This window comes from Schleiferilactobacillus perolens DSM 12744 (assembly GCF_001435585.1).
Classification (GTDB): Bacteria; Bacillota; Bacilli; order Lactobacillales; family Lactobacillaceae; genus Schleiferilactobacillus; species Schleiferilactobacillus perolens.
Genome location: NZ_AZEC01000007.1, coordinates 47,291 through 60,384, shown reverse-complemented (window position 1 = coordinate 60,384; position 13,094 = coordinate 47,291). Strand labels below are relative to the sequence as shown.

Here is a 13,094-nt window from a genome sequence, read left to right as displayed (position 1 = left end):
AAAAATGTTCATGTTTTCGACTCGGTGAGTCTTACTCTAGTACAAAGTCGATTATACCTGATTAGGACAGACATGTTAACTGTTTAGTTTATCAATTTCGTAACAAAGCCATCCCACTTGAAGAAAGCTTCCATAAATGAAGTCTTTGGCAAGAAAATTTTTCAATCTATCTTCCCTTTTCCGTTGGTCTCGGTTATACTTAACTTTGGTATTCGGTACTGACGCTCATAATTTGATCGTTGGCGGTGTGCTTGCGCGCATCGCTATTTTTTTGCCCTAAAGCCCTTAAGTACCGTGTGTTACCTTCCACTAAGTAGCCTTAACAGGTATACTTTTTGTGAGAGTAAATTTGGATGAGCGAGGTTTCTGCTATGTATATTAAGCCTGAGCCAGTGTCTGCACCGCGCTTTAATGTCGCAGGTCGATGGCTGCATATTATTTTTTGGATCGTGTTTGGCCTGTTATCTGCCTTTACACTGCTTGGCAGCAGTTTACTGATTCCCAGTTATTGGCCGTTCTTTCTATTAATGGTACCTGTATTCGCGGTATTGGCATTTACGGCCAATCGCTATCATGGTAATCATTTTCTCTGGTGGCTATTGGCGATTGCCTTGATTGCGCGAATCGTGGGGTTGATTATTTTTCACCCTGCACCAGAATCAGACTTCTTAGTCCAGTATAACGCCGCCCAGGATATTCTGAAGGGCAACCTAGCCTTTAACAAAGGGTACTACTTCGCCAGTTTTCCTTATCAGGTTGGCTTCTCTTTCTATGAAGCGGTGTTGTTACGGATTTTCAACTCCATTTGGACATTGCGCATCGTCAATCTTCTATTAAGTACCGGCAGTGTATGGTTGGTTTACTTGCTGGCCCATCGTTTCTCCACAAAACAGTTTGTCGCGCAATTCGCTGGGTTGGCCTATGCCTTGTTTGCCACTCCGATCGCTTATAACGGTGTGTTGACGAACAATATTGCCAGTACCTTCTTCACCTTACTTAGTTTATACTTCGTGACGTTGGCTGAAGATCGAGATCATGGTTGGTTGTGGGTGGCATTAGCGGGCTTCGTGCTGAGCGTTGGTAACTTCTTACGGCCGGATGGCTTGGCGTTGATCGTAGCTGTGGGTGCCTACTTCTTCTTTGGTTTATTCACTCCCCAATGGCGTAAACGGCTGCTTAACCTCGTGGTCATTGCGGTGGCCTTCTTCGGGTTCAATGCGGTTTTCTCGGCCGGTGTATCGGCTAGCGGCTTGGCTCCGGCTGGCATGAAGGTGCTGGATCCTTACTGGAAGTTTGCGACTGGGATCGAGTTATCCAGCAATGGGCAATATAGCAATCGGGTGTTAGCCCGGACGAAAGTGATCAAGGCTGAGAAACACCTTTCCCAACATGACGCCAGCAAAGCGATGCTGATGGAAAACATCCAAAACCTGCGCAAAGCTGGGATCAAATCCGCGGCGCGCCTGGCCGTCACCAAGCAAAACGTCTTTTGGTTTGGGAAAGGCGGCCTGATCTTCCCGACCATTGAGTTACAAAAGACCCATCCCCGTCTTGTCCGCTGGTATGACGGCGTGAAGACGATGTGGATGCTGGGGATCTTCATTCTGGCCCTCTTCAGTTTGTGGCCCATGCTGCATAAGGGTTACGATCGGCAATTGCTGATGGTGTTCTTCATCTTCACCTTTGCTGTCGTGAATCTCGTCACTGAAACCCAATATCGTTATTCCTTCTCCGTTCAGCCCATGTGGTTCATCATGGCCGGACTTGGACTAGAGTGGTGGCTGTCTAAGGTTCAGGACCGCTAGCCTGGAATATAAAAATGCGCTGCACCAAACGATTAATCGTCTGACCAGCGCATTTTTTGTTGTCTCATTGTTGAACTTGGGCATTCTCTAGAAAATCCCAGTACCATTGACTGCGGGGACGGGCATTGTCGTAATCATAGGCCCGATTAGACATAAAAATCACCGCATCGTTACCATCACTACCAATGGTCATGATCAGCTCCTGCCAGTCCTTCACACCATGGGAGTAAATGTAGCTGCCATAATTGTACACACCGCCGCCGTATGCCCCATTGCTTGAATTGCGCAATTGAGCCAGTTGATCAGTCGTAATGTACTTTCCCTGAATGATCGCCCGTTGCACCTGATACAGCGTATAGGGGGTGGTGTAAATATTGCCGGTGCCTAATTCACTGTGCATATCCGCTGTGGTTTCCACGGCAATTTTGTCGTAGGTATCAAACTGCGGGCCGGACACATAACTAATCGTGTGGTTGCTTTGATTAGCAAAGTCCCACATAAAGCCAGCTTGGCTATTCGTGATATTCAGTGGCGCAAATAGCCTGGTTTTAACAGCCTGCTCATAACTCATGCCGGTGAGTTTTTCTACCACCCCGGCCAAGATGACATAGTTGACTGCCTGATACACCTGTTTGCCCTGATTCGCTGCTGAATAGTGCATGTTGGCAATGGCCCGGGCGATGACTTGGGCATCGGTCATCACTGCGGTCGGGGTTTTAGCCTCCAGACCAAGACCCGATTGCATGTCCAGCATTTGCCGAATCGTGATGTGGTAACTTGCGGGAATCTCACTGTAATACTGATTGATGTTGTCTGTGTAATGCAGTTTGCCCTGGGCAATTAGCTGTGCCACTAAAATTGCGGTCAGCGACTTTTGGGTCGATCCAATTTGGAACAGTGAGTTGACGGTATTCAAACGTTTGGTGGCCGCGTCCGCATACCCGAAGCCTTGATTATAGATAATCTGGCCTCCGCGAACTAACAATAAGGTCCCCACAAATTGTTCTTCTTTTAAGCGTTTCGTCAATGCTTGTTCCGACGCCGCGCTCAGCTTGTCCACACTGTCGGTGCCGGGTTTGGCAGTGCTTTGACTGCTGGCGTTTTTCTTATCGGCCTGTTTCGATAAGTCCGCCGCCCGCTTCGACAGGCTGCTGGCATCGGCTTCTTCCTCGGCCGTCGCCCGTTTCACGGCCTCTTCTGTCCGTTTTTCAAATCGGGGAACAGCCCAATAGTGATAAACGGCCAAGCCGGTCGCGCCCATCAGGACCAGTCCCAGTAGGATCCCGATGATCAGATTTCTCGTTCGTTTTTGCATTTTTCCTGTCCTCCATGCAACGATTATCAGACATTGTCGCCTGCAAGGCAAGCAAAAAGCGGCCGCAGCCGCTTTGTTTAATGATGATTCACTTTAATACGAGATCGCCCGGCGATTCTGAGTTTGCCAATTATTGACAAACGCGTCGATGCTCATCGTCCCGACACTGTTGGTCCAGCAATCCAGGTACGTGACGTTACTGGCCGAATACCCAGTAACGACTACCGCATGATACGGGAAGCCATGCATGGTCATCCAAGCCACCACGGGATGTTTACGAATGCCCACTTGGTAGCGGATGGCATCAAAGGACATGCCGGTCATATTAATCGAATTGCCCGCATATTTTTGCACAATATTCATTAGCGCCGGTGGAAAGATGGTGATACCGGTATTATTCCAAGGATCGCCAATATAGCCATAATTGGGATTAGATGACCGGGGCATTTCCCGGGCCAGCTGCATCTTATTCACATTAGCCCCGGCGTACCGCAGCATCATGGTGACGGCGGTGATTTCACAGCCATTGGGCAATTCCGGCAACTGGGAAATTAACGGGACACCGTTGATGTAGGCGCTGTTCGGATACACCACGCCGGTAGCAATCCCGCCAGTGGCGCTCACCCATTGATTCGTCCCCACCTGATACCAGAGGGAACCATCATTGGCGACTGCTTGTCGTGTCACTTTCCACCGAGAGCCAAAGGACAGGCGATTCACCCACCAGCGGCCCGCTTGATAACTCGAATACACATTGGCGCCATTCTTCGTATTGACGGTAATCGTCATAATGGCATTGTCAAAGTGATCCGGGACAGGGTTGTAGCTGGTGTTGGTCGTGATCCACTGATTGGGGCCGATCTCGTACCACGTCACCCCATTCTCCGTGGCGGCATGGGTAATCTTCCAGGCACTGCCGATGGCCAGCGTCCGGCCGGTGGATTGCCGCGCTGCCCCATAACCGTTGTATAGCGTGGTCGGTTGGGCTAGGGTCACCGTTTGATACGGAATTGGATTAAACGCATAGTTCTGGGTCACCCAGGTGTTGGTGGCGACTTGGTACCACGTCACGCCCGCAACGACCTGCTGGTCCGTCACGCGCCAACTGGAACCGGCATTCAGATTGCGGCCGGTGCTGGTATTCTTGTCCCCCGGCACCGTATAAATGGTTGCGGTCTGGTTCAACCGGACCACGCCGTAAGATTGTTGCGGGTTAAATTGCGCATTCTCGGTGACCCAGGTATTGGTGGCTACCTGATACCAGGTCACGCCAGCGGACTCTTGTTGACCCGTGATCTTCCACTGCGAACCGGCCTTCAATGTTTGACCGGTGCTTTGCCGCGTATCATCGTAGCCATGATACATGGTGGCCGGTCGATTCAGATACAACACACCATTAGCGACAGTGGCCTCCGCCCGGTGTGCACTCAACCCGCCCAGTGCCAGTAGTAGTGCCCCAAATGTTGCTAAACTCACCCATTTTTTCTTCTGCATGACATTTTCTCCCAAACAATGTAAGATATTTTGGTATCAATTTCGACCAATTTATTCTATCATAATAATGGTTGTAAAGTTGATTTAATTTGGGAGATGGAAATATGAAGAAAGCAAGCAAGCGGCTGACGATGGCTATTTTAGCCATTCTCGCCGCCGCGCCGCTGTTGACGACAATCCCGACTGCCCAAGCGGCTACAGGGAGCAGCACGCCAACAGTTGGTGTCGCAGCATTTAACGATGTGGGAGTCGTTGGACCGAATGGGGCGGCTATTTACACCCTGCAGAACACGACTGCTGTCAAAGATGGCACACTGAAAGCTAATTCTGCGTGGCGCCTGACAGGGAAAACCACCGTGGCCGGTAAGGATTATTATCGGGTCAGCGCGACGCAATATGTCCTTGCTAGCGACGTTGTTTTACGCAGCACTTGGCAAAAACTGCCCGCCCGATACGTCATTGGGATAAAGCACGATGCACCATTGTATAACGGTATGGGTACCCAAAAGAGCGGTCGGACTTTGAACACCGGATCGGTGTGGATTGCCACTTACACCGCCACGGCCAATGGTCAAACCTGGTATCAAATTGGCGATAACCAATGGGTCAGCGCCAACGATGTGGGTGAACTGAGCCACAGTGCCGCTCACAAGAACAGCTTCACCGTCACGCTGGTCCAAGACATGCCATTATGGACTGGTTTCCAATATAAATTCAGCGGCCGCTGGCTGGCGAAGGGTTCGAAGTGGAAAGTCACTGCGACGGGCAGTTCTTCAAATGGTGCCCAATGGTATCAAATCGGCGCCAATCAATGGATCAATGCCGGTGGCGCGCAACGCCAGGCGGTTTATCAAAACCCTGGTCAGTATTGGCAAATCAGCAACACCCAAATCTTGCCCCAGGGTAAAGTGGGCTACAATCTACGCTTAGGCTCTGAAGGGATCAAGACTTGGCTGACGCTTTGGTGGTTAGGGATGGATCGTTCTTACGCCAACCTGAACCAAACCGCCGTCAACAAGATCATGTACTATCAACGGCGTTGGGGCTTGCCAGTTACCGGACAAGTGGATGTTAAGTTCTGGACGAACATGGGCTTCAAACGTGATGATTTCTACACCATTGATGGGTATGTATCACCGCTGAAGACCAACGAAAACAGTACCCGCAGTGATCATATTGAAGCCATGATCAGTACAGCTTACCAGTATCTGGGTAAACCTTATATCGTGGGTGCTTCCACTTCTCCGGCTTACGGTACCGACTGCAGCGGCCTCGTCATGCAGGCACTGTACAGCAGCGGCATCAATCCGTTACCTTCTTCCTCCATCCGGCATGCCCAACCTGGGTACGAATGGGAATCACGCAATCTCTGGGCAAACCCGTTGCTGAAGAAGGTTTCCTATGGTGAACGCCAACGGGGCGACCTGATTTTCTATCGTGATCCGAGCAGCGGTTTGATCTGGCATGTGGCCATCTATCTGGGCAACAACATGGTGATCGAATCCTGGCCGCCTAAGATCATGGTTCAACCGGTGACCAATTGGCAACGGTCTTGGATCGCTGGTGTCGGCCGGCCGTTTGTTTGATTTCTTGATTAGTTAGTATTTTGAGCGTCATTTCGATATTGTTTCGGAATGGCGTTTTTTGTGCATGAAAAAAGCTGGCCGCAGCCAGCTTCGTAATTGTTTCTCCAATCGTGGTTTGTTAAACCGATCAGTATGCAATCTTTGCATTCGGACTATAAACCCACTCATTACCGCCAACCTGCAAATAGGTTTGTCCGTGATTCAATGAGAAAGTTTCACCGTTCGCCATGTTCATGTACACCCAATTGTTTTGCCAAGTCGTATGTGGCTTGAGTTGCCGAGCGGTGGCTGTCATTTTTAGCGTATGGTCATCAAACCGGTACACGCGCTCGGGCTGATTGCCGATAACCAGTGGTGACTTAAAATCGATAAATACGGCCATGTATTTCATGTTAACCCATTGATTGGTTGCAATCTGGAAATACTCATCCGTCATATCTGTTTTAAGAATCAACGGTTTGAGCGCCTCAGCAGTCAAACGCCACTGCGTCCCTGCGGGTAATTGCCGCACGATTTTGGTGCTGCCCGGCCGATTGACGACTGGTGTCGTAGTAACGGTCCTGCCAACATAATTAAGCGGGATTCCCGGAATGACATACCCACCGTAATTTCCCTGTTTTACTGAATATGCCTGAGTGGTTGCACGCAACTGCTTGATCAGTGGTGCATTCGCATGGTCAAGCATCGAATAGTAAATCCACTCATTGGTGGCGACTCGCACATACAAACTGTCTGCGAGCGGACCCATCCGGGCACCCGTCACACGCCAAGCACTGTTTGTCGTAAACTTACTTGTAAAACCGGGATTTTCCGTACCATCATCGCGATACGTTTGCGTATTGGTAGGACCGTTTAACCGGATAATTGGTGATTCAGTTGTTGCGGCACGGACTGGTACCCGTGTAAATCCAATGATTGCACTCGCCATGCTGATACCGCCCAATAGAATTAGTGATGCCAAAATCTTTTTGAGTTTCATGATCTTTTCCCCCAATCATGATTGAAAAAATGACAAATACCAACTTTTCCTTTACTAGTTACCTACTTGACCCCCTTCACCAGTCACCCATTCATTTGCCCCAATTTGGAAGTAATAGCTCCCTTTAAACGTGTAATTGATTCTCGGGCTATACCGGTAATCAATTCCCCAATTCTGGCGCGGTGCCAACCACCGCGTCGGAATCATCTTGAGTTTGGCGTTGTCAAACCGATAGGCCTGTAACCCCTGCTCTAATGAAAGTACAGGAATCCGATACGCTTTGATCTCTTGCGCGACATATTTGGCATCCACCCATTGGTGGTTGGCGACTTGATAATAGATTGGCGAATTATCGGTTGCGCTGAGCAGCAATCGATAAGACTGTTGCGTAATCCGCCAGCGTGTTCCCTCTGGTAAAGTCCGGATCACCTTGGTACTTCCGGGCTGAGCGACGATCGGTGTCTTCGCTAATGTCTTAACGATCGCAATTTTGTAATCAATATCCCCATTGTTTACAAAGCCACCGATATTGCCCTGACTCTTAGAATATTGTTGGGCGGTATTTTGCATTTGCTGCACCAACGTCTTGTTGAGGGTCGGACGCGTATTGTAGTAATAATATTTCATCCAAACATCCGTTGCCACACGGAAATAAATATCCCCCGTCTGAGCATCAATCCGCACAGCGGTCACCCGCCAGCTGCCACCCCACAAGGAACGAAGCATGGGCGCATATTTCATCCCATCATTGTGCCAAGCATAAAGGATTGCGCGATCACCATGCAAATTAATCACGGCCGGTTCAGAAACCGTCGCAGCCTGTACTGGCACACTGTTTTGTGCGATTACTTGACTAGCTGCACTCACACCCAATAAAAGCAGCATCGATGCCAAAACTTTGCTGATTTTCATGATTATTTCCCCACTTTCACTTGTTAGAACCTTGCTGCGGCTTCACCCATTCGTTTTGTCCAACCAGCAAGTAAGCTTGACCGCGCACTGTCAGGTAGTGCGATCCATTAATGCGCCATGCCGTATATGGCTTGAGCTGACGTGTCGTGGCGTCCATTTGCAGCGTGGCGGCGTTAAAGCGGTAGGCTTGGACCGGCGTATTGTTCACGATGAACGGTGACCCCCACCGTATTTCAATCCCCAAATATTTGATGTTGATCCACTGACCCGTCGCAATTTGGAAATAGACGTCGCTGTCATCGGTTTTGGTAACCAACGGCTTATACGCTCGGGCGGTCAAGCGCCAGCGAGTCCCGGCCGGTAATTGCCGTAACACTTTCGTACTGCCCGGCCGTTCTACCACGGGTGTGCTTGCCAGCGTTTTGCCGATGTCATTGAGTACTTGGGTGGGAATGACATAGCCGCCCAAGTTGCCCTGTTTTTGGGAATAGGCTTGGACATCGGCCCGCAACTGAGCGATCAGCGTGGCATTTGCATCGTCAAAGGTGTTGTAATACAGCCAAGTGTTGGTGGCCACCCGGATGTATAAATCGTCGCCCATTTTGCCGACTTTTGTCCCGGTGACCCGCCAACGGGATCCTGCGGTAAATTTATCCGTCAAACCGGGATTCTGTGTGCCATCATCCTGATAGGTCTGCATATGGGTTGAATCGTTTAATTGAATAATAGCTGGTTCGGTCGTGGCTGCGTGGACTGGGGCGGATGCTGAATTCATTACACCACCCGCTAGAACGATACCGCCCAATAAAAACAGTGAGGCCAAAACTTTACTGACTTTCATAACTCAACCTCCTCGCTGAGCGATTAATGATTATTCACGATAACTCCCTGGTTCGTGATCCACTCGTTTCTGCCTACTTGGAAATAAAACGGCCCATTGATTGCTTTGTTGTACAAAGCATTGGCGCGCCAAGCGGTATGCGGTTTGAGTTGTCGTGTCGGCACCATTTGCAGTTTATTCGCTGAGAACTGATAAACCTGGACTGGTTGACCTTTGACTTGTAAATAATTGACGGCTGGGACTTGAACATATTGGCTCTTTATCCATTGATTCGTGGCAATTTGAAAATACTGATCCGAGTTGTCTCCCTTCACTATCGCCGGAGCACTCGCATAACTCGTGACCCGCCAACGGCTGCCAGCCGGCAATTGACGGACAACAGTATTGCTCCCTGGTCGGTCAACAACAGGTGTGGCTAGTAGTGTCTGGCTAATTGAGTCCGCAGATTTTGTCGTGATAAACAAACCAGCATTGCCCTGCTTTTGAGCAACCGTCCGCGCAGTCTCCCGCAATTGCGCCAACAACACACTGTTGGCAGTATCGTCAACATCGTACGCAATCCATCCATCCTTAGAGACACGCATGTACAGCTGACCATACTCAGAATCCACAAAGACATCCGTGACCCGCCAACTCGTGCCCGCAGGCAAAGTACCATACCCCTCATTGGCAACATGGTTCCCCGAGCGGTCCATAATCCAAGCGGTCTGATTCAACCGAATGACGGCCGGTGCGGAAACTGTGGCTGCCTGCGCAGGTGCGACACTGCTGGTGGTCACAGCCGCCGCTAAACCAACACCGCCCAACAACAGAAAAGACGCCAAAACTTTAGTGATCTTCATGCGGAACATCTCCCTAATGTTACAGTAACGTTTCAACAGTGTGACTATACCATAACAGGAAAGAAAACGCTACCGAAAAGGCGTAAAAAAAGACGGCTTTTCAGCCATCTTAACCAATTCGTTAATTTGCTAAAGATGCGTTCTGCACAAAGTTCCAATACCACGCTGACCGGGCGGCCGCATTGTCATAATCGTAAGCCCGATTGGAGATGAAGACCACTGCCGTATTGGTGTCCTTGCTCATTAAGAAAATGGTTTCCTGCCAATTCTTCACACCATGGGCATAGTAGTGATCGGGATAGTTATACAAACCACCCGCCCAGCTACCGTCACTGCTGTCCCGTAATTCACTCAGCTGATCGCCGGAAATGAGTTGCCCTTGAGAAATTGCCTTTTCCATTTGGTACAATGCATAGGCCGTGGAATACATGTTGCCAGTACCGAGTTCACTATGCATATCCGCTAACGTTTCCGTTGAAATCTGATCATAAGTCCCCAGACCGTTGCCAGAAATATAGCTGACGGTATGGTTGGGTTGGGCGGCCAGGTTCCAAGCAAAGCCGGCTTGATCCGCACCAAGGCCTAATGGATTGAGCAGGTTTTGTTGCACAAGGTTCTCGTAGCTTTGCCCAGTCAGTTGTTCCAATACACCGACCAGTAAAATATAGTTGATTGCCTGATAATTGAATTGGCCATGTTGATCGGGATCGTATTGGAGCAGATCCAGCCCCCGCTGGATCACCTGCGCATCGGTCATGACGGTATCCGGCACGGCCAGGGTCATGGATAATCCAGAAGTCATGTCCAGCATATCGCGAATCGAGATGTTGTCCGCGGCTGGGATCGTCGGATAAAAGTGGCTAATGTTGTCGCTATAGCTCAATTTGCCCTGCGCGATCAATTGGGCGACGAGGGCCGCCGTCATCGACTTTTGGACAGATGCAAATTGGAATAAGGATTGCGGACCATTTGCCCGACCGGCGGCATTATCTGCCTGCCCGGTCCCTTGATTATAAATCACTTGGCCGTTTTGAATCAGCAGTAACGTACCGACAAATTGTTCAGAAGCCAGGTGGTCTTTCAGTTCGCTATCGGCCGCAGCACTGAGCTTGTCCACGCCGTTTTGACTGGTGGAATCACTGCTGCTGCTGGATTCTACTGTGGCACTGCCAGCTTTAATCCACTGATTGGCTCCGACTTCATAATATTCGGTGCCGTCGCTAGTGGTACCGGTAGCGTTGACCTTCCAGCGGGAGTTGGTCGGTAACCAGCGGCCGGTATAACGCCACTGGAAACCATCCCACAGTGGGGTATCATCCACAATTTTGACCACCATACTGACCGGCGTAGCTGCAGAGTGGGGCATTTCACCCACATCATCGTCGCTGATCCACAGATTCGGGGCGACTTGATACCACAAGGTGCCATTGACGGCGACCTTGGCGTTGGTCAGCCAGACAGATCCTGCCTGTAATGTCCGGCTGGTAGGGGTGCGATCACTGCCTGTACCGCTGTACAGGGTGGCATTGCGCCGTAACCCAATGACCGTCCGGGCCGGCAGCGCGGTTTGCTTGCTGGCTAACGTCACGTCTTTATCGGCGACAAATTGAGTCGTACTCACTTGGTAATAGGTTTGTCCGTTGACCACAATCTTACCGGTAACTTTCCAAGCGGAATTAGCTGGCAGCTGTCCCGTGGCGGTCACGTTGTTACCTGCGACTTTATACAGGCTTATCGCACTGCCGCCGACCGTGGCGACATCGCGATAGGATTGGATGGTGTTACTTGCGGCCTGGCTTGTGGCAGCCTGGGTAGTCACTGGCACGACGGTCATTGGTGCCACCGCTAATAATGCCAAGGCAGTAGCAGCGACAAATTGGAAACTTTTCTTCATTTTTTCCTCCCGTTAATTCCGAATACTAGATTGCACAACATATTTTTAATAATAAGCGGAAATGCAGTCAATGCAAAGTGGAATTGGCGGTTGTAATCAAAAAGCCACATTCCGTGCGATCCGGATTGTGGCCTATGATGATTCAAATTGAATTACCCTCTGCGTCGCTGTTTCACAATCAAAACGATCACACCACCTAATAGTGCGGCGGAAACGACAGTAATACCGATGGCCAACCATTGGGTATGGTTGGTACTTTGTTTACCCGCGGCACTCTTCATGCTGGTTTCGGAAGACTTGCTGCCGGCATTATCGGTACTATCGCTGGTATCACTCGGGTCCGTGGCAGAAGATGATGTGCTGCTCTTTTTGGAAGACGAGTGACTGGTACCCTTTGAGCCGCCTCCGAATAGATCTCCAAACCAGCTGAACAAGGAGTGGTCTTTGGTTGAAGAACTACTTTGACCAGCGGCTTGCTGCATTGTGCTGGAGGCTGATGAATTGGAGCTGTTGTTCCTGCTGGGGCCATCCGGAATCTTCGGGGTGTCGTTGCTCGTACTGGTTGGACTCGAAGATGTCCCTTGACTCGGACTGCTGGAAGTACTGCTTGGTTTGTTGCTGCTTGTACTTGTGCTGGGCTTGCTGGGTGAAGAGCTGCTGGAAGAGGAGCTAGTCCCGCCGCCTTGGCCGCCGCCAGAACCCGAGCCGCCACCGGAGCCACTATCGGACTTGAAATAGGTCACATAGATCGTACCGCCGCCCTTAGGCACTTGGACCTGGACACCGACCACTAAGGAGTCTGTATCTTGACTGTCCTCCGGATAATAACCCGCCACGACTGGGACATCGATACTAGTCCCCTCTTGGACTGGACCGTATGGAATTGCGGCCACCTGCAGTGATTGCTGATCCGGATCTACCGGGACAATTTTCCCAGAAACCTCTTTGGCCGGCTCGTCACTCCCCGTGCCGTTAGACGGGTCGCCACTATTATCGTCGTTCTTGTCATTTTTACTCTGTGTACTTTGTGTTTGTTGATTACGATTGACATTCGTGGCTGCATTAACCACTCCGGTACCCAAACAAGAAAGTGCCACCACAATAGCGGCCAGTACAATGACCATCATCTTACCTGCTGGTTGGTGCCGTACTGTCGGACTTGTCTGCGACTTCTTCAATGGATCCACCTCTCATCACCACATACCTGGCCTTACGTTTCTCTTAACTTGTTGAGTTCAGTATAACATAGCGCTTTTTTCGTTCCTCTGGCACTTTAGTCGGATCTATTTATCGATTCATGTCAACAACCAGCACTGAAATTTACTGAAACCAACTTGTTTATTACCGTACCGCAAGGATTGGACGAAATTGTTACGAAAGCATAAAGAAAGGTTGCGCTGAACTAACAATGTTGTCACATCGCACC

10 protein-coding genes are annotated in these 13,094 nt (G+C 50.1%); 2 read left to right on the top strand and 8 right to left on the bottom strand.

Annotated elements, in window-relative coordinates:
• The first annotated feature begins 371 nt into the window (after positions 1 to 371).
• A complete protein-coding gene (locus FD09_RS09105) occupies positions 372 to 1,805 on the top strand; it encodes an ArnT family glycosyltransferase (RefSeq protein ID WP_057820606.1) in 1,434 nt (477 codons plus the stop codon).
• 64 nt (positions 1,806 to 1,869) lie between these two features.
• Here FD09_RS09105 and FD09_RS09100 read toward each other — a convergent pair whose 3' ends face one another.
• Complete coding sequence (locus tag FD09_RS09100; protein WP_057820605.1) at positions 1,870 to 3,120, bottom strand: serine hydrolase domain-containing protein; 1,251 nt, start codon at positions 3,118 to 3,120, stop codon at positions 1,870 to 1,872.
• Between the two features lie 93 nt (positions 3,121 to 3,213).
• A complete protein-coding gene (locus FD09_RS16720; protein WP_057820603.1) occupies positions 3,214 to 4,614 on the bottom strand; it encodes a C39 family peptidase in 1,401 nt (466 codons plus the stop codon).
• A gap of 104 nt (positions 4,615 to 4,718) precedes the next feature.
• Between FD09_RS16720 and FD09_RS09090 the strand changes: the two genes are divergently transcribed.
• On the top strand, positions 4,719 to 6,200 hold the full coding sequence (locus FD09_RS09090; RefSeq protein WP_057820600.1) for an SLAP domain-containing protein: 1,482 nt from the start codon (positions 4,719 to 4,721) through the stop codon (positions 6,198 to 6,200).
• Between the two features lie 127 nt (positions 6,201 to 6,327).
• Here FD09_RS09090 and FD09_RS09085 read toward each other — a convergent pair whose 3' ends face one another.
• The 6 genes from FD09_RS09085 to FD09_RS09060 form a co-directional block, all read right to left on the bottom strand.
• Positions 6,328 to 7,179 (bottom strand): hypothetical protein, encoded by an 852-nt coding sequence (locus tag FD09_RS09085; protein WP_057820598.1) that lies wholly within the window; start codon positions 7,177 to 7,179, stop codon positions 6,328 to 6,330.
• Between the two features lie 54 nt (positions 7,180 to 7,233).
• A complete protein-coding gene (locus tag FD09_RS09080; protein ID WP_057820596.1) occupies positions 7,234 to 8,091 on the bottom strand; it encodes a hypothetical protein in 858 nt (285 codons plus the stop codon).
• A gap of 16 nt (positions 8,092 to 8,107) precedes the next feature.
• On the bottom strand, positions 8,108 to 8,932 hold the full coding sequence (locus FD09_RS09075; RefSeq protein WP_057820594.1) for a hypothetical protein: 825 nt from the start codon (positions 8,930 to 8,932) through the stop codon (positions 8,108 to 8,110).
• 23 nt (positions 8,933 to 8,955) lie between these two features.
• Entirely contained in the window at positions 8,956 to 9,774 is an 819-nt protein-coding gene (locus FD09_RS09070; RefSeq protein WP_057820592.1) for a hypothetical protein, read from the bottom strand.
• Between the two features lie 121 nt (positions 9,775 to 9,895).
• Positions 9,896 to 11,668, bottom strand: coding sequence for a serine hydrolase (locus FD09_RS09065; RefSeq protein ID WP_057820590.1), 1,773 nt, complete (start codon positions 11,666 to 11,668; stop codon positions 9,896 to 9,898).
• A gap of 152 nt (positions 11,669 to 11,820) precedes the next feature.
• Positions 11,821 to 12,846: a hypothetical protein gene (locus FD09_RS09060; protein WP_157053748.1), complete on the bottom strand. Its 1,026-nt coding sequence runs from the start codon at positions 12,844 to 12,846 to the stop codon at positions 11,821 to 11,823.
• Positions 12,847 to 13,094 lie beyond the last annotated feature (248 nt).